This window comes from Allocellulophaga tsushimaensis (assembly GCF_055383085.1).
This window is the reverse complement of record NZ_AP039451.1, coordinates 1,747,553-1,772,286: the sequence shown is the minus strand read 5'-3', so window position 1 is coordinate 1,772,286 and position 24,734 is coordinate 1,747,553. Positions and strand designations below refer to the sequence as shown.

The 24,734-nt window shown below is 33.2% G+C and carries 21 protein-coding genes; 2 read left to right on the top strand and 19 right to left on the bottom strand.

Annotated elements, in window-relative coordinates; translation table 11 throughout:
• Window positions 1–102 precede the first annotated feature (102 nt).
• The 5 genes from ACZ451_RS07535 to ACZ451_RS07515 all read right to left on the bottom strand — a co-directional run bounded on the left by ACZ451_RS07535 (window position 103) and on the right by ACZ451_RS07515 (window position 3,857).
• On the bottom strand, window positions 103–1,626 hold the full coding sequence (locus tag ACZ451_RS07535; RefSeq protein ID WP_464216503.1) for an ATP-binding response regulator: 1,524 nt from the start codon (window positions 1,624–1,626) through the stop codon (window positions 103–105).
• Window positions 1,619–2,119 (bottom strand): Rab family GTPase, encoded by a 501-nt coding sequence (locus tag ACZ451_RS07530; RefSeq protein ID WP_464216502.1) that lies wholly within the window; start codon window positions 2,117–2,119, stop codon window positions 1,619–1,621. The genes ACZ451_RS07535 and ACZ451_RS07530 overlap by 8 nt, the downstream gene beginning before the upstream one ends.
• On the bottom strand, window positions 2,103–2,927 hold the full coding sequence (locus tag ACZ451_RS07525; RefSeq protein ID WP_464216501.1) for a roadblock/LC7 domain-containing protein: 825 nt from the start codon (window positions 2,925–2,927) through the stop codon (window positions 2,103–2,105). Before ACZ451_RS07525 ends, ACZ451_RS07530 begins: the two co-directional genes overlap by 17 nt.
• A gap of 24 nt (window positions 2,928–2,951) precedes the next feature.
• On the bottom strand, window positions 2,952–3,311 hold the full coding sequence (locus tag ACZ451_RS07520) for a fructose 1,6-bisphosphatase (RefSeq protein WP_464216500.1): 360 nt from the start codon (window positions 3,309–3,311) through the stop codon (window positions 2,952–2,954).
• An 84-nt stretch (window positions 3,312–3,395) separates the two neighbouring features.
• Entirely contained in the window at window positions 3,396–3,857 is a 462-nt protein-coding gene (locus ACZ451_RS07515) for an Lrp/AsnC family transcriptional regulator (protein WP_464216499.1), read from the bottom strand.
• Window positions 3,858–4,026: 169 nt separating this feature from the next.
• Here ACZ451_RS07515 and ACZ451_RS07510 point away from each other — a divergent pair, with 169 nt between their 5' ends.
• Window positions 4,027–4,983, top strand: coding sequence for an NAD-dependent epimerase/dehydratase family protein (locus ACZ451_RS07510; RefSeq protein WP_464216498.1), 957 nt, complete (start codon window positions 4,027–4,029; stop codon window positions 4,981–4,983).
• A gap of 11 nt (window positions 4,984–4,994) precedes the next feature.
• Complete coding sequence (kbl, locus tag ACZ451_RS07505) at window positions 4,995–6,182, top strand: glycine C-acetyltransferase (protein ID WP_464216497.1); 1,188 nt, start codon at window positions 4,995–4,997, stop codon at window positions 6,180–6,182.
• 71 nt (window positions 6,183–6,253) lie between these two features.
• On the opposite strand, the gene ACZ451_RS07500 is transcribed toward kbl, so the two are convergent.
• From ACZ451_RS07500 to ACZ451_RS07435, 14 genes are all read right to left on the bottom strand, one after another.
• On the bottom strand, window positions 6,254–7,018 hold the full coding sequence (locus ACZ451_RS07500; protein WP_464216496.1) for an SDR family NAD(P)-dependent oxidoreductase: 765 nt from the start codon (window positions 7,016–7,018) through the stop codon (window positions 6,254–6,256).
• A gap of 32 nt (window positions 7,019–7,050) precedes the next feature.
• Window positions 7,051–8,313 (bottom strand): MFS transporter, encoded by a 1,263-nt coding sequence (locus tag ACZ451_RS07495; RefSeq protein ID WP_464216495.1) that lies wholly within the window; start codon window positions 8,311–8,313, stop codon window positions 7,051–7,053.
• A 218-nt stretch (window positions 8,314–8,531) separates the two neighbouring features.
• Window positions 8,532–9,239: a FadR/GntR family transcriptional regulator gene (locus ACZ451_RS07490; RefSeq protein ID WP_464216494.1), complete on the bottom strand. Its 708-nt coding sequence runs from the start codon at window positions 9,237–9,239 to the stop codon at window positions 8,532–8,534.
• 174 nt (window positions 9,240–9,413) lie between these two features.
• Complete coding sequence (locus ACZ451_RS07485) at window positions 9,414–10,400, bottom strand: polysaccharide lyase family 7 protein (protein WP_464216493.1); 987 nt, start codon at window positions 10,398–10,400, stop codon at window positions 9,414–9,416.
• A 31-nt stretch (window positions 10,401–10,431) separates the two neighbouring features.
• Window positions 10,432–11,343 carry a polysaccharide lyase family 7 protein gene (locus tag ACZ451_RS07480; protein WP_464216492.1) on the bottom strand — a complete coding sequence of 304 codons (912 nt, stop codon included), beginning with the start codon at window positions 11,341–11,343 and terminating at the stop codon, window positions 10,432–10,434.
• A gap of 15 nt (window positions 11,344–11,358) precedes the next feature.
• A complete protein-coding gene (locus tag ACZ451_RS07475) occupies window positions 11,359–12,366 on the bottom strand; it encodes a PKD domain-containing protein (protein WP_464216491.1) in 1,008 nt (335 codons plus the stop codon).
• Between the two features lie 19 nt (window positions 12,367–12,385).
• On the bottom strand, window positions 12,386–13,819 hold the full coding sequence (locus ACZ451_RS07470) for a RagB/SusD family nutrient uptake outer membrane protein (RefSeq protein ID WP_464216490.1): 1,434 nt from the start codon (window positions 13,817–13,819) through the stop codon (window positions 12,386–12,388).
• A 19-nt stretch (window positions 13,820–13,838) separates the two neighbouring features.
• Window positions 13,839–16,961, bottom strand: a complete 3,123-nt coding sequence (locus ACZ451_RS07465; protein WP_464216489.1) for a SusC/RagA family TonB-linked outer membrane protein — start codon at window positions 16,959–16,961, stop codon at window positions 13,839–13,841.
• Between the two features lie 131 nt (window positions 16,962–17,092).
• The gene (locus ACZ451_RS07460) at window positions 17,093–18,664 is read right to left on the bottom strand and encodes a PKD domain-containing protein (protein WP_464216488.1); all 1,572 of its coding nucleotides are present in this window, start codon (window positions 18,662–18,664) and stop codon (window positions 17,093–17,095) included.
• A 183-nt stretch (window positions 18,665–18,847) separates the two neighbouring features.
• Window positions 18,848–19,207, bottom strand: a complete 360-nt coding sequence (locus tag ACZ451_RS07455; RefSeq protein WP_464216487.1) for a cupin domain-containing protein — start codon at window positions 19,205–19,207, stop codon at window positions 18,848–18,850.
• Between the two features lie 6 nt (window positions 19,208–19,213).
• Complete coding sequence (locus ACZ451_RS07450) at window positions 19,214–21,493, bottom strand: alginate lyase family protein (RefSeq protein ID WP_464216486.1); 2,280 nt, start codon at window positions 21,491–21,493, stop codon at window positions 19,214–19,216.
• Window positions 21,494–21,569: 76 nt separating this feature from the next.
• The gene (locus tag ACZ451_RS07445) at window positions 21,570–22,337 is read right to left on the bottom strand and encodes an SDR family NAD(P)-dependent oxidoreductase (RefSeq protein WP_464216485.1); all 768 of its coding nucleotides are present in this window, start codon (window positions 22,335–22,337) and stop codon (window positions 21,570–21,572) included.
• A gap of 21 nt (window positions 22,338–22,358) precedes the next feature.
• Window positions 22,359–23,447, bottom strand: coding sequence for a polysaccharide lyase family 7 protein (locus ACZ451_RS07440; RefSeq protein WP_464216484.1), 1,089 nt, complete (start codon window positions 23,445–23,447; stop codon window positions 22,359–22,361).
• A 9-nt stretch (window positions 23,448–23,456) separates the two neighbouring features.
• On the bottom strand, window positions 23,457–24,731 hold the full coding sequence (locus tag ACZ451_RS07435; RefSeq protein WP_464216483.1) for an Nramp family divalent metal transporter: 1,275 nt from the start codon (window positions 24,729–24,731) through the stop codon (window positions 23,457–23,459).
• Between the last annotated feature and the right edge of the window lie 3 nt (window positions 24,732–24,734).

Sequence of the window (24,734 nt, the reverse complement as noted above, 5' to 3'; positions counted from 1 at the left end):
GACATAAAAATGCTTATTCTTCTTTTTTTAGGAAAAATTTAAAAATAAACTATGCCGTTATTTTTTAATTAAATGTGTAGATATGATTTGTTTTTTAGAAAACTATTTTAAGTATTTAAAAATTGTTTTTAACAAATCTTGACCTTCAAATGGTTTCGTAATAATTGCATTCATACCTGCCTTCTTATACTTTATAATGTTTTCTTTATAAACGTCAGCAGTTATGCCTACAATAGGCGTTTTTTTAACTTCTTTAATTGGTAATTCGCGGATTATTCTGGTCACCTCATGCCCTTTAATATCAGGTAAATTTATATCCATTAAAACCATATCATATGCATTCGTTGTAATTTCATTAATAGCTGCTTCTCCACTACTAATTAAATCAACATAAAAGCATTTGGTGTCTAACAGAAATTTAAGTAGCACCGTTTGCATGGTTTCATCGTGTTCTACTAAAAGCAACTTAGACTTTTCGGTTATATTATTTGGTATCTTAAATTTCCCACTATCCATTTTGTCTACTTTTATTTTTTCAGGATGTAGTGGGTATTTTAAGTTTAAATCAAAATAAAATAAAGAACCTTTTCCTTCTGTAGATTTTAAATGCACTTTAGTTCCCATAATTTCCAAAAGCCCTTTCACAATAGAAAGCCCTAAACCAGATCCAGGGCTTTTGTTTTCTAATTTTAATTGCATAAAACTCTCAAAAATACTTTCTGAATCTTCTTTAGGGATGCCAATTCCAGTATCATAAATTTCAAATCGCAAATTAATTTTATTTGCCCTTTTTTGGTTTAATTTTACTTTTAAACTAACAGATCCTGTCTTAATAAATTTAAAAGCATTGTCTAACAGATTTGTTAGTATTTGAAAAAGTCTTAGTCTATCACCTTCAACAATTTCTGGAATTTTTTTATCTATTTCTACACTAAAATCTACTGCTTTTTGTTTTGCTCTAGAAGTATATTTAAACTGTAACAGTTCAAATAATTTATAGATATTAAAAAAGGTATTTCTTAGTTGTAATTTTCCTGAACTAATGATCCCTATACTTAAAATATCCTCTAACATTAATTTTAAATTTGTATTAGAAGCTCTAATAAAATCTAAATATTGAATTTGTTCACGTGATAATTCTGTATGACTTAATAAATTAGTCATAGATATGATACCAGTAACTGGGTTTCGTAACTCATGACTAAAATTTTGAATAAACTCGTTCTTAAACCGCTCTCTTTCTTCTAACTCTATATTTTTTAACACCACTAATTCAGCATCAATAATAGACTCATTCTTAGCTTGTGCAATAGCTTGGTACAAATTATAATGCTCAGTAAGATCGTGTATCATAATAAGAACACCGGTTGTCTCTTTTTGTACTTCAACATCTGTAATTAGTACTTTTTCAGAGTCTGATAATTGGATACAATTAAAAATAATAGTTTCTTCAGAAGAATCTACCACAGCTGGGATAGTAGCAAAAAAAGGATGAAAGCTTTCTAAAGTAGTTCCTATTTCTAATTTAAAAAGAGTTTCATCAGTATCAATAAGCACGCCTTTGTAATCAGCTAAAATAAACTGTGTGTTTTTACTAATATATTTTTCTCTTAGCTTTTTAAACATCAGCGTGTAATAGTTTAGCTAAGTCTAAGAATAATTCGTTTACCATACCTCCAGTTTTAGCACTAGAGAGGTAGTTGTATGCTATGTTTTTATCTTTTAAAAGGCTTTTTAATTCTTTTTCAACTACTAAATCCAGCTTATTTCCTATCACTAAACGTGGTATTCCTGGCAGCATTGTTTCTACATCATTTATATCTTTATCTATATTTTGAAAAGTTGACGGTCTGGATACATCAAAAACATAAATAACACCATGCGTACCTAACAAGTAGGCTTTTCTAATTTTAGATAAATCATCAGTACCTTCTAAATCCCATAAAATAAGAGAAACAGTATCTTCTACTGAAATTTCTACTACTTTTTTTGTGATATGAACTCCTATTGAAACTTTATAATTGTCTGAAAAACTATCTTCAACAAATCTTTTTATCAAAGATGTCTTTCCAACACCAAAGTGACCTAGAATAATAATTTTTTTAGATACTTGTATCACTAAATGTATGTGCTAATTCTTCTTTTATCATGGTAACATCAGAAAGGTTATCCTCTTCCATTTTCATGAAATTCTCATAAAAAGTAAAGATCATATCTTGAATTTTATTTTTTGATTTCATTTCATAATTACCAGACAAAACCACAGCAATATAATATTTTGCAAAACTTTGTAGGTGTATATGATATAATTCATACTCTATAAGTTCAAGGTTTTGGTTTTTTTGCCCAAAAGCATCTTCAACAAAACTTTTAATAGCGGTAAGCATACCCGAAACCATCTCTTCATCTACTGTTTCTGCCTCTGAGTAGCTCGCTGTTAGGATACCAGACTCTTTTTCTATTAAAAGTACTTGTTCAATTTTTGTAGCTGCTAATTCACTTAAGATCAACTCTTCTTCTTTAACCCCACCAAACCACGATTTAAATTTTCTTTTCCAAGTTTTTGCAGAAAAACTAGAAGAAACTTGTTTGTTAATTCGATCTGACAACATTTTTATTTCTTGCGAAATATACTTTTTAATCATTTTACCTAAAACTGGGTATAAGGCGTCTACTACATCATCTTTGTGATTCTCTATTTCTTCCTTTAAGGTTTTAGTAATCACTGGCCCTAAATTTTTAGGAATACTTTCTGCAAATTCATCAAGTTCTTTTGCAATAATAGGGTTTATTTTAGGAGAAAGTTTTTCACTGTTATTTATAGTTTGCTCTAACTGTTGTATTCTCTCTGTTATCTTCTGAGCATATTCACGATCATCTGTGAAAAGAATGTCTTTTAAAATTTCAAGTTTGTCTTTTTCGTTCATCTTTCAAAAGATTTCAAAAAAAGTTTACTTATTACCAATCTGTTCCCCTAAATTTACCAACAGCTTACCTAATAATTTTTTATCAACTTTTTCAGTTTCTAAAGTATCTATTTTATCTTCAAGTTTCTCTTCTAAATCTGTAATCCTAATATTTACATCTGTAGCAACATCATCTATTGCTTTTTCTAATTCAGATCTAGTCTCTTCAATCAGTTCTTCTAAAACTTTTTTCTTATCAAGAATTTCCTTTTTTAACTGTTCAAACTCAGAATCATAAGCTTGGATATTTTCACCAAAAATTAAATTTTTGATCACTTCAATCTTAGATGCTGCTTCGTTATCGTTTTTATTTAAATCTATTACAGCTTTCTGATTTTTAGACATCACTTTATTTATTATAATTTATACCTAACAAAGATAAGAAATTTAAGATGATTTTAACATTTATGTTTTTTGATGGATTATGTACTAAAAATCGTAAGCAGTTGTGTTTATAATTTCTTTTAAAACAAAGTAGCTTTCTAACACTCCAATATTTTCTATTTTAGATAATTTAGAGCGCACAAAATCATGATATGCATCGAGGCTTTCTAAATGTATTTTTAGGAAAAAATCTACTTTCCCGGCCATATGATAACATTCTTGTACTTCTTTTAATGCTCTTATTTGCTCATCAAACTTATCTATAAACCCTTCGTTATGATACCGCAAGGACACCATACAAACAGCAGTTACGGGTCGTTTTATCTGTTTTTTGTTTATTAAGGCTACATATTTTTCTATAAAACCTGCTTTTTCTAAACGTCTTATACGCTCATAGACTGGCGAAGCAGTGATATGCACTAATGCTGCAATTTCCTTTGTTGTTTTCTTTGCATCTTTCTGTAAAATTCTAAGAATTTGTACATCTATATCATCGAGTTTTTCCATTACAGATAAAATTACTTTTAGTCAAATATAATTTATTCTTAAAAAGAATATTAAACCTTTAAAATTCAAATTAAAAGATAAAATTACTTAATTATTCTATTATTACAGTTAAAACATCTCTCTTATTGATAATTTCTATAATTTTATATCATAGTAATTTAAAGAAATTATGAGTGTAAAAATATTAATTACGGGAGCTTCTGGACAGCTTGGTTCTGTTATTGCAACAGCACTAAAAAATAAGTATGGCACTAATAACGTTATTCTTTCTGATCTTATTGCGAATGCTAATGCTGATGGTATTTTTGAACAACTTGACGCTACTGACAAGGATGCAATGGAAGCTATTGTTAAAAAGTATCAGATTACTCAAATATACCATCTGGCAGCAATATTATCTGCTAAAGGAGAAAGCAAGCCACTAAAAACTTGGGATATTAATTTAAAAAGCTTCTTTAATGTTTTAGAAATTGCAAAAGAGCAGCATTTAGATAAAGTATTTTTTCCTAGCTCTATTGCTGTTTTTGGCAATGATGTTCCAAAAATAAAGACCCCTCAAAATGCAGTTTCTAATGCTACTACTGTTTATGGCATGAGCAAAACTGCTGGTGAGAACTGGGCAAATTATTATTTTACAAAATACGGCTTAGATGTTCGTTCTTTAAGATATCCTGGCATTATAAGTCACCAATCTTTACCTGGGGGCGGAACTACAGACTATGCTGTAGACATTTATCACAAAGCAGCAAAAGAGGAAATATACACTTGTTATTTACAAAAAGATGCTACATTGCCCATGATTTATATTGATGATGCTGTGAGGGCAACCCTAGAATTAATGGAAGCTCCTAAAGAAAATATTACTATAAGAACTTCTTATAATCTGCAGGGCATCAGTTTTAATCCTGAAGAAATTGTAACTTCCATACGCAAGTGGTATCCAGATTTTAAAGTGAATTACACACCAGATTTTAGGCAAAAAATAGCAGAAAGCTGGCCTTTTTCTTTAGATGACGTTGCCGCTCAAAAAGATTGGGGCTGGCAACCAAGATATGATTTAGAAACGATTTCTAATGAAATGTTGAGTGCTTTAAAAAAAAACTATAATAGACAATTACAATATTAAGAAACAAAAAAATGTACACAAACATAAAAAATGAGCTCCAAAAAGAGCTTGACACCATAGAACAAGCCGGACTTTATAAAAAAGAACGTATTATTACTACGCGCCAAGGAGCAGAAATAATGACGACACAAGGTAAAGAAGTACTTAATTTTTGTGCGAATAACTATCTTGGCCTTTCCTCCCATCCAGATGTTATACAAGCTGGGGTAAATGCCATACATAGTCATGGTTTTGGTTTATCTTCTGTACGTTTTATATGTGGTACACAAGACATCCATAAAGAATTAGAGGAGAAAACTGCTGCCTTTTTAGGAACAGAAGATTGTATTTTATATGCCGCAGCTTTTGATGCCAATGGTGGTGTTTTTGAACCTTTATTAACTGCTGAGGATGCTATTATTTCTGACGAGTTAAACCATGCTAGTATTATTGACGGGATTCGTTTGTGTAAAGCACAACGGTTCCGCTACAAGCATAATACTATGGAAGATTTAGAAGCGCAACTAAAAAAAGCTAGTAACGCCAGAAGAACCTTAATTGTAACCGATGGCGTATTTTCTATGGATGGTACTATTGCGCAATTAGACAAAATATGTGATTTAGCAGATAAATATGGTGCCATGGTAATGATTGATGAATGCCATGCAACGGGTTTTATAGGTGAAAATGGAAGAGGTACGCATGAGTATAGAGATGTTCTAAATCGTGTAGATATTATTACTGGAACTTATGGGAAAGCATTGGGTGGTGCTTCTGGTGGTTTTACTGCTGCAAAAAAAGAAATTGTAGCCTTACTACGCCAAAAATCCAGGCCTTATTTATTTTCTAATACGCTTGCACCAGCTATTGCTGGTGCCTCTATTGCCGTTTTAGATAAATTGAGTGCAGATAATAGCCTTATTAAAAAAGTACAAGCTAATACCAAGCGCTTTAGAAGCACTATGACCAAAGCTGGTTTTGATATTATTCCGGGAGAGCACCCAATTGTTCCTGTAATGCTATACGATGCTAAAATAGCGCAAGAATTTGCTGCCAAATTATTAGATGAAGGTATTTATGTGATTGCCTTCTTTTATCCAGTAGTACCAAAAGAAAAAGCTAGAATTAGAGTACAGCTTTCAGCAGCTCATGAAAATGAGCATATTGATAAAGCTACTGCTGCTTTTATAAAAGTTGGAAAGCAATTAGGGGTGATATAAACTAGAAAGCTATTCACTAAAGGGTATTTCTTTAGTGAATAGCTTTTAATAAACGAATTGATGTTTAAACATTAAATCCCTAATGCTTGCCCACCACCTATTTGAATTGTTTCTGCGGTAATAAAAGAAGCGTCTTTACTTGCTAAAAAAGCAATTACTCCTGCTACATCTTCTGGTTGCCCCAATCTTCCTAGCATGATATTATTAGCCCAAGAAGCAAAAACTTCTGGTTTCGTCGCTTTTATTTGAGCATGAAAAGGAGTGTCTATAGTACCCGGAGATACTGCATTAACTCGAATCCCATATTCTGCTAAATCTTTAGCTAATGCTCTAGTTATAGCATGTACGCCAGCTTTAGATGTACCATAGATTCCTGCTCCAGGTCCACCAGCTGTCCACCCAGCATTTGAGGTATAGTTAATTATAGTTGGATGTTCCCCTTTTTTAAGGAAAGGTATTGCGGTTCTAGAAGCAAAAAATACAGAATCCAGATTTAAAGCCATTACATTTCTATAAAATTCAGTTGTCATCTCTTCAAATCGAGATCGACCCCCTAATCCTCCAGCATTATTTACTAAAACATCTATTTTACCATATTTTTCACCAATCTTATTGATATTTGAAATTACTGCAGCTTCATCAGTAACATCAAAACCTACATACTCAGCTGTTATCCCTTCTGCTGTAAGTTCTTCTATTCTCTTTGCACCTTCATTATCTTGTAAGCCATTTAAGACTACTGTATATCCATCTGCTCCTAGTCTTTTTGCAACTTCAAAACCGATACCACCAGTTGCTCCAGTGACTATAGCTACTTTTCCATTTGATTTACTCATTTTTATTATAGTTTATTTTGTTTGTTATTATTTTATTTTTCTATAGGCTTAATTTCTTTTATTAAGAATACAATTGCTAGTATTGATAAGGGTGCTAAAACAGCCAGGATAATAAATGCTGGATTGTAAGAGTCTTTTGTTATTATCGGTATTAACCAATTCATTATAATTACAGAGACTGCTCCAATACTTCCTGCTAAACCAGCTAGAGTACCAGTTGATTTTGAACTTAATAAATCACTAGGTAATGTTTGGATACTGCTAATTGAAAATTGAAAACCAAACAAGACAAGAAATACAAATGATACAAATTTTTCTGGAGTATCTGCAAAAAATATCGCTCCTAGAATAGATAAAAATATAATGATACTACCTATGGTTATTGTTTTCTTTCTTGTTTTATCAACTCCATTGTTTTTAATAATTGCTTTGGCATAAAAGCCACTAACAATACTACCCAACATGGCACCTACATAAGGAAACCATGCATAGTAACCTATTTCTTTTACATTAAAACCATAGGCCTTATTTAAATAAATTGGCATCCAAAAAACAAATAACCACCATATTGGTTCTATAAAAAAACGTGCTGTAATTACACCCCATGATTCTTTAAAGGATAATATTTCTAATACACTTAAGCCTTTTTCTTTAGTATCTTTTTCCTCTGAATTTACAACATCAGATGTTATATGGGCTTTTTCTTTTTCTGTTATCCAAGGATGTAATTCTGGCTTATTTTTATTTATTAGCAACCAAGGAATAATCCATAAAAAGCCTAAAACACCAATTATTATAAAAGTTAATTTCCATCCATAAGCTCCAAATAATTCTGAGATAGTTGGTGCAGCTATAATAGAACCTATTGCCGCTCCTGCATTGAAAATACCTTGTGCTAATGCTCGTTCTTTTATAGGAAACCATTCTGCATTACTTTTTACAGCTCCTGGCCAATTACCTGCTTCTGCAACTCCTAACAAACCTCTAAATGCACCTAGAGAAGCTAATCCTTTCGCAAAAAAATGTAATACGGATGCTAAGGACCAAAAGAATATAGATAATACAAAACCAATTTTGGTACCTACTTTATCATATACTTTACCAGAAATAAACTTACCCGCAGCATACGTAATCGTAAAGATATTTATGATCCAAGAATAATCTTTTTCGGTCATCCCTAAATCATCCTTCATTGCTGGCCACATAATACCTAAAGCAGCTCTATCTATATAATTGATTATAGTCGCTAAACAAATTAACCCTATAATCCACCATCTTAATCCTTTTAATTTCATTCTTTCTATTTTAAAAAATTTTAAGAGCATATAGAAAGTTAGTTTTAGAACTTTTCCACATCCTAAAACAAAACTTTAAATGGAACCTGCTTAGTAGTATGTCCGTGATATTGGTTTAGATCAAAACAGAAATTACTATGGTTATTGTCAAGTTTTACTTCTCTTATTTTATATAACCTAAAAACAAAATTGAATCTTTTGTTTTCGGCATCCTATACTTAGTTGTTTGAGTGATAGCAATATTGATACAAAACACTAAAATGAACTTTCATCATTTCTTTAGCTAATTTTGGGTTTTGATCTTTTATTGCATTAAATATATTTTCATGTTCCTCAATCCCCTTAAAAGATTGGTCTTTATCACATACATGATATTTTTCGAAATTTGTAATAATTTCAGGTGTTATAATTAACATAAAGGTATTTAAAGAACTATTTTTACTGGCTTTAGCAATTGCTAAATGAAATAACAAATCTTCTTCTACCGCATCTTCTTTGTTCAATACTTTATTTTTATACGCATGTAAAGCATTTTTTAAAATTTTCAAATCTTCCTCAGTACGCCGTAAAGCTGCTAATCTTACTGTTTTAAGCTCAAGAAGTATTCTAGTTTCTACTAGCGATTTAAAATTAGGCTCTTCAAGATTTAAAATATCATCCATCATACCACTCATAGCAACGCGACCTATATTTGCGATGAAAGTACCACTCTGTGGTTTAGAATTTAAGATACCATAAAATTCAAGTTTTTGAATGGCCTCACGGATATTGCTACGACTTACATTAAATTTATCTGATAGCATGCGCTCAGATGGCAATTTATCTCCAGGCTCTAAATTTTTAAATGCAATTAAATCTCTTAGTTTAGAAATTATTGTTTTCTGTATCTCTTGCTTTTCAGTCTTTGTAAGTATTTCTATTTTCATGCTTTATTTTTAATTCACTAAACTGGTTAACCAGATTGGTTTGCTAAATTTATAAAAATAACTTTAACATTTACAATATAACTATAGGGAAACCATAAAAATGATCATTAACAAAGACTAATAGCTGTTAATATAGTCAACAATTATTGTCTAAAATCTACTAATTCAAACTAATTACGGATGCTCTACTACTAAATCGTAATACTTTACTCTAGCAAATGCACCTTCATCTACGGTTTGCAGATAATTTCCTGCTTTAAAATAATTTTCAAAAACATTCCATCGTTCTATATCATTACTGTCATATGTTATCGTTTCATTGTTATTTAATGTCACTTGCATTTTTCCATCCGAGACGTTTACTTCTAAAGTAAATTTGTCAAATCCAACTTCTTGTGCAAAATTAAAACCATCATCATCTGTCCATGCGCTCGTTCTTAAAATATCTGTTTCATTTACATTGGCATCTTTTAAGACTTTTGTTTTTACTCTAACCTTACCATTTTGCCAGTATATTTTTAGCATTGGTGGCGCATTATTATCGTCTTCTCCTATTAAATCTCGCTGCGCATTGGTTAATCTACCATGTATTTGCATAATAATAGTTCTATGATACTTATTATTAGCATCTCTAGAAATAGCATCCATAGCTAGCGTACCTTTAAGCTTACCGCCCTCTTTAAATGTCCAATTGGTATTATTACTCCCGGGCACCATTTGTTCTCTTAACTCAGTTCTAGACCTTGAAGAGTTTGCAGTGGTAACCCCAGGATAGGTATAAAATACTAGAGAACCATCCGTAGAATCATTGTACATAAAAGGCTTTAATGTTTCATTAGAAGCATAATTTTTAATTGCTGGTGGTTTTATTTCTAAAGGCTTTCCTTTATTATTCGCTATAGGCAATGTTACTTTCCAATGACTTAAATCGATATTAGGTAACATATGAGACTGATCGTTTTCCGTACCTGATTCTTCGTCCTGAGTTTCTTCTTGAGTTTCTTCACTCTGAGCCTCTTCTTCTTGGTTGTCTTCTGGCGTTACACTTTCTTCTCCAGTTGTCCATACACGTGGATTAGCTTCTTCTGTTTTATTAGTACTACAAGAGCAGAAAAACAAAAGTCCACATAAAATAAACGTTTGGATAGATATACTTTTCATGTTATATTTTTTAATTTCTATCATATAAATATTAATGGGATACCTCAAGATCATACAGTTTAACCTTTGCAAAAGATCCTTTATCTCTTGATTGAAAATAGTTCCCTACTTTAAAATAATTTTCGAATATGCCCCATCTTCTTATACTAGCATCATCATAAACAAAAAATTCATTTTTATTTAAGGATACAACCATTTTACCATCACTAACCTTTACTTCTAAAGTAAATTTTCTAAAACCAACTTCTTCTTCAAAATTTCTCCCTTTATCATCAGTCCATGCTTCTTCATGCAGAATTCCTTCACGATCAACACCTTTAAATTTTAAAACTTTTGTTTTTACTCTAATCTTACCATTTTGCCAATATATTTTTAGTATTGGTGGTGCATTGTTATCTTTTTGCCCAATAAGATCTCGCTGTTCGTTTGTTAAACGTCCGTGTATTTGAGCAATAATCACTTTATGATATTTTCCGTCTGCTTTACGAGAAACTTCATCCATAGCCATTTTTGCTTTTAGTATTCCACCTTGGACAAAAGTCCAATTTACATTATTATTACCTGGTTCCATTTGCTCTCTAAGCTCGGATCGGGAATACTTGGTATTTGCTGTAGTAGCATTTGTTGGATAAGCATGAAAAACTATGGCTCCAGAAGTAGAATCATTATACATAAAGGGTTTTAAAACCTCATTGGTAGCATAATCTAGTATTTCTGGAGGAGATACACTTATAGCACCTCCTTTACCTTTACCTTCAGGGATCGTTACTTTCCAATGGGTTAAATCAACCTTTGGCAGTCTGTATTTTTTCTTTTTCTTTTTACTCTTACTTTTTTTTTGCTTTTTTGCTACAGGTTCCAAATTTGTATTTGACTCCTGTGCTAGAGCAAAACTTGTATTGAACATTAGAAAACTAAAAAGTAAAACTGCCAAAAACTTCATTATCTTCATCTAAAATTATTGATTTACTGCAGTAATAATAACGGCATCTGCTCTAATTTCTTCATCTCCGCTAGCGTAACCATATCTTGCAAAATCTGCTGGGTCTTCTGGTCCAGAATTACCAATACCTCTTATAAAGAGCGCAACGCTATCATTAGATCCAGAATTAAAAATGAACACAAAACTGCGATACTCAGAACTATTAGGATTATCTACTGCCTCTACTAATAAATTATTATTAGGATCTTCAATTTGAGCAATTGAATTATAGCCAAAACCATCTTGTGGAATTAAAGCTGTATCTGTAAAATAAGCGGGTACATAGCCATCTATATAACCTTCTCCTGATAAAACTCTAACTTCAAACTGACTAGGTAAATTTCCTGGTCGGTCAGATTCAAAAAGCAAAGGAATTTCTATCCTATAATCTGCATTTGGTACAACTTCAAATTCTTGATATGCATGATCTGGCTCTGCATTATCTAATTTGAGCACATCAGAACCGTTACCACTACTAGATTCTCCTTGCTCCCCAACACTTCTGTTAATCCAACCTGAACAGGTACAATCAGAACCTGAAGATTTAGGAGATCTATCAAAATCTGCATTTAATAAAACCGGATCAGGAACCGCTGGCGCTTCAGGCTCAATAAGTTCTATAGTTTCCGAATAAGTATCCGTTTGGTTTAATGAATCTGTAACCATTAATGTAACCGTAAAAGAACCTTCGCCTGCGTAGGTATGTGCAGGTTCTAACGCTGTAGAAGTAGTGCCATCGCCTAAATCCCACATAAAACTTACTGCATTGTCTGATTCATTTGCAAAAAGAACATTTGTAAAGGTTTCTACTTCTACTCCATTCGTAAAAGTAAAGAATGCAGTAGGTGGTGTCTCATCAGCAATGGAATTTGCTTCTGGCAAATCATCAATAAAATCGCAAGAGATGCCTATCATAGTACAAACAAAAAGTATAGCTATACTCTTTTTTGGTCGTATTCTGCTTTTTAAAATTAGTTTTCTCATAACCTTATCTATTATTTTTTTAATACCCTGGGTTTTGTGTTAATACTCCTCGACTAATTGCAATTTCTGGGCCAGGAATTGGCAACAGTAATTCTGTAGCTTGAAAATCATGACCGTTTGCTGCCGAGAATGCAGATAAAACTTCTTGTGCCACTCCAAAACGTTTTAAATCAAGAAAACGATGATTTTCAAAAGCCAATTCTACACGCCTTTCATCCATCAGCATTTGCTTTGTTATTGTGCTAACTGGATCTGTAATACCTGCTCTAGCTCTCACAGCTTGAAACGATTCCAATGCTGCCGGAGCACTTGTTTCTTGGCCTCCAGCCATAATAGCCTCTACATGTAGTAATAATACATCAGCATAACGGGTTACAATCCAATCATTACCTGCAATTCTAGGATTTGCAGGCGCAGAAGTAATTCCTACATTTTCATCAACAAAGGGCAAAAATTTTACGGTTTGAAATAAGCCAGGATTTCCTGGATCTTCTCTAAAAGAAAATTGCCCTCTATTCCCTCCAAATGCTTCAAAGGCTGCTACAAGTTCTGCTGTAGCATAATTAGACCCTGTACCACGACCAACAGCATCTAAAAACTCTGCTGAAAAACCCTGACTATCATCTACATTACCATCATCAAAACCAATACTAAAGATCGTTTCGTTATTGCTCTCATTATAAAATATATCCAAGAAATTATCTTCAAGACTATAATCATTACTATCAATGACATCTTCTAACAAACGTTGCGCATCTAAATAGTTTGTACCTAAAGTCATATACACTTTAGCAAGAAAGGTTTGTGCCGCAGCTTTTGAAGCTCTAGACCTAGAGCTGTTATCTAAATCACTAGCTACAGCAAATTGCAAATCCTCGAGTATTAAATCATAAATTTGACTTTCTTCAACTCTGGTAAACCCTATTTCTGTTTCTGCTGGGGCAATTGTTCTATCTACTAGAGGAACAGCTCCATAATAACGTACCAAATTAAAATAGGCATAGGCTCTTAAAAAACGAGCTTCTGCTTCAAACCGATTTGCATTCTGAGGAGATGCATTTTGCAAGTTCTCCAATACGGTATTCGCTGTAAAAATAATTCTATACATACTACGGTAATAGGTAACTACTGCAGCAGTTTGCGGAAGTACTGTAAAGGTTTCAAAATCAAAGCCTTGAGGAGATCCACTTTTTGTTCTTGCATTATCGCTTAAAATTTCTCCCATTTGATACTCTATTTGAATACCTAAAAAAGGATTATTAAAACCACCGTCACCTTCTAAAGGATTACTCCCTTGCAATGCATTATAAATATTTATGATTCCAGCAGTGATTTCGTCATCATCATTAAAAAATGTATCAACCGTACCCACTGAAGTTGGTACAGGATCTAAGTCACATGACCCAATAAAAAAGGTCAAAAACAGTGCAGAAAATATTTTTATTTGTTTCATAAGTTTTGTTTTTGATCTATTAAAATTCAACATTTAATCCTAGTGTTATTGTTCTATTTATTGGCGTTCCACCTCTTTGATAACCAAAGGTCAAAGGACCTTGGGGTAAATTTCGGTTATGTTCTGGATTCCAACCTGTATAATCATCTGCAGTAATAAACAGAAGATTTTGCCCTGTAAGGTACAATCTAAGACTCGTTAGGTTAAATTGATTTGTAACCTTATTAGGGAAATTATAGCCTAAACTTACTGTACGCAAAGCTAGATAGCCCGCATTTTGCACCAGCTGACTCGTAAATATTCGCGGTACTAAAAACTGTTGATCTGGCGTACTGGCTCTATCAAAATCAACGCTATTACTATTGAAAAAATCAAAAACATACTGATCCCCTAAGTTATAGGTTTTAGCACCATGACTCCCTTGAATTAAAAAACTAAAATCGATATCTCCATATTTAAAATCGTTAGAAAAACTCCAGATTAAATCTGGATACGGATCCCCCAAAATGGTTTTATCATCATCATCTATTAAACCATCACCATTTAAATCTTTAGCATAAGCAAATTGCGTTCTATTTCCTATTTGTCTAAACGGATCGCGTAAATTTTCGAATGGAATATCTCTATCAAACACATAACCATAAAAAGAGGAAATAGGTTGCCCTACTTGATTAATCCATTCTACTAGTCTACTACCATCTCCTGTGTTTACAATTTGACCATTTGAATCTCCAAATTCAGTCAATGTATTTTTATTGAATGAACCTATTACAGTTGCTCCCCATCTAAACTTTTCGGTGTTAATAAATCGTGTTCTCAATTCAAATTCTACTCCTTCATTTACAACTTCACCCTGATTTACTAAAGCTTGCGTAAAACCTGTAGGCGCATTTACTGGTTGATTCAATAACAATTTATCACTAGTTCTTTTATAATAGTCTAAAGAACCAGAAACCACATTATTAAAAAGACCAAAATCTACACCTGGGTTAATTTCTATAGAACGTTCCCATTGTAAATCTGGATTTGCAATATTTAATGGATTAAAACCACTTGTTATGGTACCGTCAATAACAGCACTAGAAGGCTCTAATAATGCTTGAGATGCATAATTATCTATAAAAAATTCTCCTGTTCTAATACTATTGGTACCTGTAACTCCATAACTAAAACGAAATTTTAATTGATTTACCACATCACTGTTTTTTAAGAAATCTTCATTAGAAACTACCCATCCAGCGGATACTGCAGGAAAGGTTCCGTATTTTACAGCAGTACCAAAAGTAGAAAAGCCATCTGTTCTAAAGCTAGCATTAAATAAATATTTTTCATCATATGAATAAATAACTCTACTCAAGAAAGAGTTTAACCTATTATCACCATCAAAAGCAGTTGCTTGATTAATTATAGATCCTCCACCTACATTAGGAATGATATCAGAAGTAAATCCGCTAGTTTCTAGGAGTGAAGCTTCAATAAACCTTTTTTCAAACGAAGCTCCTGCTATAGCATTGATATCATGTTTCCCAATACTTTTATTATAACTAAAAATATTGTCCGAAATTAAAGCCCATCTACTACGAGTATCATAAGAAGCATTAGCCCCAGCAGCACCGTTTCTTGATTCATTAATTCCTTCAAAATTAGTTCTTATCCTATTTTCATAAGTAGCAGAAAATGATGTTCTAAAACTAAGATCTTTAGTAAGCTTATAGTCTACAAAAAATCTACTATAAAAATTGTATCGATCCTCAAAACGTTCACGTTCTAACAATTTTGCCAATGGATTAATATTACTGGTATTACTAACATCTACACCACTTCCTACAGGAATCCCTTGAAAATTTCCTGCAGCATCAAAAATACTGGTTGCACCAGCAGGGTATTGAAAATCATCAAACATTCTTTGCAATACATAGTCTCCTATTTGTGCATCTGCATATCTACCTCCGTCTCTAATACGATTTACAAAATTGATATTGGTCTCATCTAAACGAGCTGGCACCCATGAAGGTTGACGCACTACATCATAAAGACCAGTAGCACTAAATCGCCTTCTGTTTGAAAAAGAAGGTGAAAAACTTACACCTATCTTTAATTTATCAGTAAGTTTTGTATCAAGTTTAGCTTGTGCTTGGTATCTTTCAAAACTATCTGTTAACAGCACCCCATCATCTGAGACATAGCCTAAACTAATACTGTATTTTGTTTTTTTGGTACCTCCTCTTACACTGAGATTATGACTGGTAATTACACCTCCATTTAATACAACATCTTGCCAATCATTCTCAGCATTGATCAATTGTCTAAACTGACTCCCTAGGGAAAGTCCGCCTGTTATCGCTATTTCTCGTTGCAACTCACCCTCAAAATCTATATCATAGGCATCACTACGTCTTCCTTCCTTAAAGCCTGTAAAAGTATTATAGGTAAACTTAGCTTTTCCTTCTTTTCCTTGTTTAGTAGTAATCTGGATAACACCATTTGCACCTCTTGAACCAAAAATAGCAGCAGATGCGGCATCTTTTAACACTTCAAAAGATTCTACAGTATTCATATCAAGATTAGTTAAAAAATCTCTATCAACAACGGCACCATCAATTACTACTAACGGCCCACTATCAGAGGTTATGGATCCAACACCACGAATACGAATCGTTGGCGCCCCTCCAGCTTCACCCTCAGTATTGAGGATATTTACACCAGAAACCTGGCCAATTAGCGCCTCATCAACACGTGATACTGCTATTTGATCTAAATCTTCGTTCACTACTTTTGAAATAGCTCCCGTAAGTAAAGATTTCTTTTGAGTTCCATAACCAATTACAACAACCTCATCTAATTGACTTGCATCTTCTTGCATGGTAACATTAACGGTTAGTTTACCATCTACAATAACGGTTTGCGTTGCATATCCAATGTATGAGAATTGTAACACTTGCCCATCAGATACTGTAATTGTATATTTTCCATCAAAGTCTGTTTGAGTTCCTTTTGTAGTGCTCACTACAATAACATTTGCGCCTGGAATAGGAACGCCATTAGCATCGGAAACAGTACCGGTAACCGTTATGCCTTGCGCTATTAACTGTATATTTATCAGCATAATAGCAATCAGTAATATGTTCTTTTTTATATTCATGAGTTTTGAGTTAATTTCGATATTTCAGGTTCTAATTACAAGCACTAAAACAAAGTGCTTGTTGAAAAAGATTACGGTTTTTATAAACCTAACAATCCTTAGACTGTTAGGTTTATATTTATATGTACAACTTAATTTAAGCTTGGTGTTTCAATTAGGATATCTGTTATAAATACTTCATTGCTTCCTGTTACTGTGTTAGTAGGAACAAAATATAGAATAACAAACTCTTGGTTTACTGAGGTTAATATCCCTCCCGTACTTACGCTCTCGTCTACTCTGTTCTGAGGAAAATTAAAGGTTGTTCCTGCGATAAAACTAAATGAAATCTGCTGCCATTCATTAATTCCATTTGATGTAACTGGAACAGTGGCTAAAGCTATAGATGCTAAATCTGTTTCATCAGCAGGTTGGTCTGATAAGATATAAAAAGTACCTTCTACATCACCAATAGGGGTAGTTTCTGATTTAATAAAGGCAGAAATACTATATAGGACTCCAGTTTCTACTTCGAAAGGCTGGTAAGCTCTCTCTCCAGAACTATCCATTTTATAAGACCTATTAGAAGTACCTCCTGCAGACATTGCATCTGTACCGGATGAACTTGCTTTATCTGTTGTTCCACTACCGCCATTATTCATAGGATCAGAAACCCATACCTCTAAAGCATCATTCCTCCAGAAATTAAAAGGCGTATTTGTCATGTCGTTAAACGTATTATCTGGATCTATTGTCCAAGCATCAACAAGATCGTTGTCATTTTGTTGCGCAGTTGGGTATGTTTCCATATTCCCGTTAATTAAAGCCGCTGCAAAAGTTGCTTGTAATCCTGGATCAGCAGTTACAGAAACACTTTGTGTTGTAGTTGAAGAGGTTTCGCCCAACACATCATCAAAGTTAATGGTTAAGGCTACTTGATACGTACCCGCAGCAGCATACGTATAACTAGGACTAGCCATGGTTGATGTACCAGCGCCATCTCCAAAATCCCAAGCATATGAAGTGATATTCCCATCATTAGCCATAGAAGCATCTGTAAAATCAACAGCTAAATTAGTAGCAGTAAAACTAAAGTCAGCTACTGGAGCAACTGGTCTAGGAGTTACTGTAATTTCTTCGGTAACCATATCTGTATCTTCTGTTGCACTTGTTACTATTAACGAAACGGTATAAGTACCGCCATTTGCGTAGCTATATGAAGGGTTTTCTTCTGTTGATGTTCCGCTACCATCTCCAAAATCCCAATCATAAGAAACAGCATTCATGGACGTATTGGTAAAAGCAACATCTAAGAAATCAATAGCACTTGTAAAGGACGCTAATGGATTAATCATTTCTCTTGCCACAGTAACTTCTTGCGTTACAACAGCTTCTTGACCAGCATCTCCTTGTACAGTTAACGTAATCGTATAAGTACCATCTACCTCATACGTATAGCTTGGTGCAAATTCAATTGAAGTATCTTCATCTGTTCCATCCACTCCAAAATCCCAAGCATAAGCTCTACCATTAGTAGAAGTGTTGGTTGTTGATACTTCTAAAAACATAGAAGAAGTTCCGAAATTTCCTGTAAGCGGAGCTGGATCATTCTGGCTTTGATCTGCACGCAGTCCTTCTTCTTCATTATCACAAGAAAATACAAGAAAGCCTAATAGCAACACCCAGAAAGAAATTCTACTATTACGTAATAATTTGTTTTTCATAATTAAGGTTCTTTGTTAACGTTTAGTTTTTGGTTTACCAAATTGGTTTACCAGATTGGATTACCAAATATATGTTATATAAGAGTTAAAAAAAAATGATTTCTCCAATTATATGTTAAAATTTTAGGATCTTACCACTTTTGTTTAGCCTTTATTTGAAACAAGTAAACAGTTAAAGGTTTTTTAAGATTTAGGCTCCATAAAATCTTCGCGTATAGGGCTAAAAACATCAATAAGCACTCCGCTTTTTTTACACACTGCTCCGTGCAATACGTGTGGTGGGATGTAAACAGTATCACCTTCTTTTACCATTTTTGTTTGTTCACCAATAGAAAATTCAAATTCTCCACTTTCGATATAAGTAACTTGAGAATGATAATGCTCATGTTTATACCCAATACCACCTTCATCAAAGTGTACTTTTACTAGCATAATGTTATCATCATAGCCCATAATTTTTCGCTTTACCCCTTCTCCTACAACTTCCCATTCTAAATCTTGGTCTAAAATAAATTCTTTACTTGCTCCAAATGTTTTTTCCATAATATGTTATTCTTTATTAGTTATTTCTTTTTGTATATAAGGTCCTTTCCAAGTTATTGTGTTTTCATTAACCTTTAATGTATGTTCTTTATCTTCAGTTGCATCTTGATTTGAAATAATGAACAGTTTTATGGCTCCCTTATTATTCTCAAATTGTATCGCTGTGTAGTCTATAGCATCATAAACTACTTTTATGTTCTTAATAGTACTGTAGGCGTTTGTAGCTAATTCAGAAACTGGACTATAGGTTCCATGTGATTCAATTATAGATGCAAAAACAGTATTTTTAGTATTATTTTTTCTAATGATTAGTGATGGTTCATTACGGAGGTTATACTCTGGATCATTGGCTCCAATGCTACCCAAAATTAACTCATCACCACTAGCGGTAACTGCCGAATAGGTATAAAAAGTATTATGTAATAACCAGCTGAATTTTATAAGGTCTCCATTTGATACTGCTGAAGCTTCTTTGTATAAATGTTGGTATCCATTTTTCTCTCCCAATACCATAAGCGATTTAAGCTTTGAATATTCAAAACTGGTTGCTATAATTTGCCCTAAATAATAAAAAGGTAAATCATACTGATTAGCTTCTGTTGCATGTACTTTAAGGATATCTAATAGGTATGGTTTTGAAAGATCATCATCTTTAAGGAGTACCATAGTTCTATGGATCTGAGTGCCAGGATATGCATTATTCTCTTTTGCACTAGCTACCTGAAAACTAGGGTTTTCTACATTAAAAATATATGATTCTGAATGGTGCTTACTCCCTATACCATATTTTCCTTGAAAGTGAGAAGTTTGGTTTTGTACTAAAGTATTATGAGCGATAGTTTGTTTTGCCCAAGTCTTATTTTCTTTTAAGTAATTGCCTCCTCCTTTTTGTTCAATGTTTACATAGCGAGACATTCCATAATCTTGGATCACTTCTTCTCCGTTTTCAAATAAAGCAAAAGATAGTTTGTCATAATGTCCATGACTTAAACCATGTGCTGTATATTTAAATACGAGCTCAAGCCCATCACTTCTTAAAATTCCAACACCACCTTCATCACCTTTAGCACCATCAGATAATTCAATAGATTTTTTAACAAAAGGTTTTGCTTTCCCTTCTTTTATCCCTAGGGCAACAGCTAAACCAGAGTCATCTAGTGTTACTTTTCCTTGTTTTTGAGCAATGCTTAATAGTTCAGGGTTATTGCCCCCAAAATGATATCCAATATTTACCGCAGAAATTAAAGAATTATTATAGTATGACATTCCTTTTTGAGCATCGTTCAATAAAAAGAAATCCCCGTCAGCATCTGACAAATTCAACAATGCATTTACCCCATTTAAAAGCACCTTATCTTTATATTCTAATACCTTTAATTCTGGTTTTGCATTTTGTAGGGCTTGCGCAAATATTAAAAAAGGATACATCGCATAACGCTGATAGTAGGGTCCTTCCGTATAATAACCATCTGGTGAAAAAGGTTCATCTAGATTCGCAAAAAAACCTTTTTTCCCATCTTCATTAATAAATCCGCCATCATTATCTTTTAAACTTTTATCAATGTCAATATCTTTTAATCCATATAATGCTCTTTGCAATAAGCTATCATCCTGCATTACCAAAGCAATCATACCAACCCCTACATTACCCCAAGTACTATGATTGTGTACGCGGTTAAAAAATTGTGGATTATCTTTTGAAATATGGTCTGCAAAGGGTCTAAACAAATCTGTTTCTAAGGTTTTACGCTCTTCTTCGGTTAAGTAATCATAAATACAATCATAGGCCTGGCTTGTATAGACCAACCAATTAGAATCATTTAAGCACTGCCAAAATAATTTACCTCTTGCATAGGAACGTGGTTTAGGGTGTATGGGCAAAGTTGGATATAACTTTGCATATGTAAACAACATATCCTTTACATATTTAGCATATGCTTCATTATCTAAAATTTGATAAAGCACACCTGCTTTTTGCATTAAGCTATAATTCTTTTTATGTACTGAATGCGTATACCCTCCAGAATAATCTTTAGGAATTGGAACATCAAAACCTTTTTTTATTTCACTGTCTACTTCCTCTTTTACTTCCGCTAAAGTGCTATCAAAAATGGGTATATTCCCTAAATTAGCGCGAATTTCTTCAACACCCTTTTTAGTTAAAATTAAGCTTGGGTGCTGCGCATTAGTCGTTTCATTTCTTTTAGTAGAAGATTTCTTAGCACAAGAAATCAAAAGAATTGATGAAAGAAAAATACTGAAAAAAAACGAACTTAAATATTTCATTTTAAAAAGTATAAAATTGGTTTACCAAATTGGTTTACCAAATATATAGATATTTTTTGAAACTGCTATCCATTCTCTACATATTATAAACACCACCATTTATATCTAGTGTAGCACCGGTTATAAAGCCATCATATTCTGACGCCAAATATAGCACCGCTCTAGCCACATCTGCTGCGTTACCCGCCCTTCCAATTGGAATACCAGCTGTTGTTGCATCAGCAGATTCCTTTGTTGTATGTGTATCATGGAATAAAGTGCCCAGAATAAGGCCAGGAGCAACTGCGTTTACTCTAACTCCTTGAGGTCCCAATTCTGAAGATAAAGCACGTGTAAAGGTTAAAATAGCACCTTTACTGGTAGCATACGCTAATGAACCTGAATGACCGCCTTTACGCCCTGCAAGAGAGGCCAAATTAACAATACTGCTATTTTTATTTTTTACCAGATAAGGAGATGCGGCTCTTGTTACAAATAGCATAGAGGTAAGATTAATATCCATCACTTTGTTCCAGAAATCAGTTTCTATTTCGTTTAAACTTTTACGCGCAACAAGTGAACCTGCATTATTAATTAGTATATCTAATCCGCCAAATTCCGCTATGGTTTTTTGAATAAGTTCATTTGCATCATCTTCATTTGTTAGGTCTCCAGGTATTGCCACAGCTTTTTGCCCTTTATTTTTGGCATATTCAATTAATTGTTTCGCCGTATCAGCACTAGAAAAATAATGAATAGCAGTATGTGCGCCGCTATCGATAAAATGCCTAGTGATTGAAGCTCCAATACCCTGAGCACCAGCAGTTATTAATACCCTTTTACCAGTTAATTTATTATTTTGCATCTTGTTATTCAATTAATTGTCTTAATCATTTTTGGTAAAATAGTCTTTGTTAGACACTGAAGCGGCACTTACCTGTATATTTGCCTTTTTAAACCAAACTTCAGCATAATTTCTGTCTTTATATTGTTTTTGAATATCTCCACCATGAGTTTCAGCACCGGAACACCAATTCTTATTTACTTCAGGAGACTTTCCATTGGTTTGATTATATGAGCCTAGCTTAAAAAAACAACCTTCTCCTGCATAGGCATTCACTCGTTCTATTCCATCTTGACCAATTGGCACAAACAATTCTTGCGTTTGTTTAGGTATATCTTCACTCTTTGTATATTCTGATTCAATTAAGTTTTTTGAAAATGATTTGGTTTCATGTCCTGCACTAGTAAATCTTAAGTTCATAATCCCATTCTTAACTTCAATTTCATAACTAAAATCTTCCCCTATTGCAATACCATCTTTAGGTTCTTCAGGATATGTATTTTCTTTTTTACCAACAACAGAAAAATCATAACCCCAAACCGCTGTAGAATAATCCCATCTTCCAGAGTTGTCGTCACCGGCCGTATTAATTTCATAATGCCAAAAAACAGAACCTTTTGTATGACCAGGAAATTTCTTGTAAAATATTTTTAATGGTTCGTTTTCATGACCGTCAGCACTGTGTATTTGACCAATAACTACAGAGTATGAAGCAGCTACACGAGCATCTCCAGTAGCTGATACATTCATTACTTTAAGTGTAGCTGATAATTTATCATCTGCTGTAGCTGGGTACCATTTTTTTACTTGCGCTAATTCGGTTCTACAATTATTTGAAGTCCCATGGGTATCGCCTGCATTAGGTGCTTTAAAAACAACCCAATTTGTTTTATCTTCATTTTCGGTATAAAAAAAATCTTTATGCTCAAAGTTATTTGCATGTCCTGCATTGGAACCATCTCCTAAAATTAAATTCCAATCATTAAAAAAAGGAATAATATCACTTGCATAAACAGTTTTTTGTACTTCTTTTTTATCAGACTTTTTAGTAGTATTAAAACAGCTATTTAGCGTTAGCACAGTGCCAATACCAATACATAATAATCCTAATATAATCGTTTTTCTATTCATTTTTAGCTTCTAAAAATAATTGAACAAGGCGATAATTCCGTTATACGAAATCACTAAGGAAAAGAACAAGGCAGCATACATTCCAATATAAACACCAAGATTGGTCTTATATGCTTTCATCACTTTTTTATTGCTTAACATCAGTATAATTCCGAGTATTACGGCTGGCAACACAAATACATTAAATACTTGTGATAGAATTTGAATCTCTATAGGGTTTGCTCCAAAAGCTGGCCCAATTAAGGCCACTAAACAGGCTACCGCTGTTATAATTCTAAACTGACGCGAATTTGTATCAATTGTTCCTGATTGATAATCAGCAACCAATAATGGCGCTATCAATAAACAAGGAAAAATAGATGACAACCCAGCGCTTAATGCTCCAAAAAAGAAAATAGTAACTGCCCATTTTCCAGCAACTGGTTCTAAGGTATTTGCCATATCCAAGACATGAGTAACTTCTTTTCCTTGGTAAAACAATGCGCCAGCAGCTACAGCCATTATAGTACCACTAATTATGAATATTAAAATGGCAGCTGTGATGGAATCTTTTTTTTGTTGGTTTAAGTTTTTAGTCGTCCATCCTTTTCCTTTTACAAATAGCGGACGAGATAAAAAAGTTGCTGCAGCCATGGTAGTCCCAACAAAAGCTGCAACTAACATCTTACCGCCAGTGACGTTAGGAATCGTAGGGATTAAACCTTTAACGATATCTATAGAAAGTGGTTGCACAAAAAATAATGAAAGTAAAAATGAAAAACCCATCAGGGTTACAAATACAATAAGAATCTTTTCGAAAAACGTATACTTACCAACGAGCATTAACAGGTAGAATGTGATGATAATTATAATAGCTATTCCTAAAACAGTTTCATATTTATACGCACTTAATCCATCAAAATTAATTACTAATATTTCAAAAATAATATTAGCTGAAATTCCTAAAATACCCATTAGTGAATTCCATTGACCAAATGTAATTCCTATAATTATTAATATCGCTAATAGTTTGCCATATTTTAAATGCTTTTTAAATCCGTAAAGTGCCGTTTCACCAGTAATTAATGCGTAATTACCATACGCAAACATTAAAACACCAGAAAACAAACAACTCAATAAAAGCACCCATAGTAACTGCATATTGAATTTACTACCCGCTACAATCATTGAGGTTACACTACCCGTACCAATCGTATAACCAATAGCAAAAATTCCAGGGCCAAAGCCTAAGATTAGCGCAATAATTTTTTTAAGTAATGATTTGTTAGCGCTAGATTCTGACATCGT

What these genes read in the sequence shown, in the direction of transcription:
- ACZ451_RS07535 (WP_464216503.1), bottom strand. Translation starts at nt 1,626, where the DNA reads ATGTTTAAAAAGCTAAGAGAAAAATATATTAGTAAAAACACACAGTTT.
- ACZ451_RS07525 (WP_464216501.1), bottom strand. Translation starts at nt 2,927, where the DNA reads ATGAACGAAAAAGACAAACTTGAAATTTTAAAAGACATTCTTTTCACA.
- ACZ451_RS07520 (WP_464216500.1), bottom strand. Translation starts at nt 3,311, where the DNA reads ATGTCTAAAAATCAGAAAGCTGTAATAGATTTAAATAAAAACGATAAC.
- ACZ451_RS07515 (WP_464216499.1), bottom strand. Translation starts at nt 3,857, where the DNA reads ATGGAAAAACTCGATGATATAGATGTACAAATTCTTAGAATTTTACAG.
- ACZ451_RS07510 (WP_464216498.1), top strand. Translation starts at nt 4,027, where the DNA reads ATGAGTGTAAAAATATTAATTACGGGAGCTTCTGGACAGCTTGGTTCT.
- kbl (WP_464216497.1), top strand. Translation starts at nt 4,995, where the DNA reads ATGTACACAAACATAAAAAATGAGCTCCAAAAAGAGCTTGACACCATA.
- ACZ451_RS07500 (WP_464216496.1), bottom strand. Translation starts at nt 7,018, where the DNA reads ATGAGTAAATCAAATGGAAAAGTAGCTATAGTCACTGGAGCAACTGGT.
- ACZ451_RS07495 (WP_464216495.1), bottom strand. Translation starts at nt 8,313, where the DNA reads ATGAAATTAAAAGGATTAAGATGGTGGATTATAGGGTTAATTTGTTTA.
- ACZ451_RS07490 (WP_464216494.1), bottom strand. Translation starts at nt 9,239, where the DNA reads ATGAAAATAGAAATACTTACAAAGACTGAAAAGCAAGAGATACAGAAA.
- ACZ451_RS07485 (WP_464216493.1), bottom strand. Translation starts at nt 10,400, where the DNA reads ATGAAAAGTATATCTATCCAAACGTTTATTTTATGTGGACTTTTGTTT.
- ACZ451_RS07480 (WP_464216492.1), bottom strand. Translation starts at nt 11,343, where the DNA reads ATGAAGTTTTTGGCAGTTTTACTTTTTAGTTTTCTAATGTTCAATACA.
- ACZ451_RS07475 (WP_464216491.1), bottom strand. Translation starts at nt 12,366, where the DNA reads ATGAGAAAACTAATTTTAAAAAGCAGAATACGACCAAAAAAGAGTATA.
- ACZ451_RS07470 (WP_464216490.1), bottom strand. Translation starts at nt 13,819, where the DNA reads ATGAAACAAATAAAAATATTTTCTGCACTGTTTTTGACCTTTTTTATT.
- ACZ451_RS07465 (WP_464216489.1), bottom strand. Translation starts at nt 16,961, where the DNA reads ATGAATATAAAAAAGAACATATTACTGATTGCTATTATGCTGATAAAT.
- ACZ451_RS07460 (WP_464216488.1), bottom strand. Translation starts at nt 18,664, where the DNA reads ATGAAAAACAAATTATTACGTAATAGTAGAATTTCTTTCTGGGTGTTG.
- ACZ451_RS07455 (WP_464216487.1), bottom strand. Translation starts at nt 19,207, where the DNA reads ATGGAAAAAACATTTGGAGCAAGTAAAGAATTTATTTTAGACCAAGAT.
- ACZ451_RS07450 (WP_464216486.1), bottom strand. Translation starts at nt 21,493, where the DNA reads ATGAAATATTTAAGTTCGTTTTTTTTCAGTATTTTTCTTTCATCAATT.
- ACZ451_RS07445 (WP_464216485.1), bottom strand. Translation starts at nt 22,337, where the DNA reads ATGCAAAATAATAAATTAACTGGTAAAAGGGTATTAATAACTGCTGGT.
- ACZ451_RS07440 (WP_464216484.1), bottom strand. Translation starts at nt 23,447, where the DNA reads ATGAATAGAAAAACGATTATATTAGGATTATTATGTATTGGTATTGGC.
- ACZ451_RS07435 (WP_464216483.1), bottom strand. Translation starts at nt 24,731, where the DNA reads ATGTCAGAATCTAGCGCTAACAAATCATTACTTAAAAAAATTATTGCG.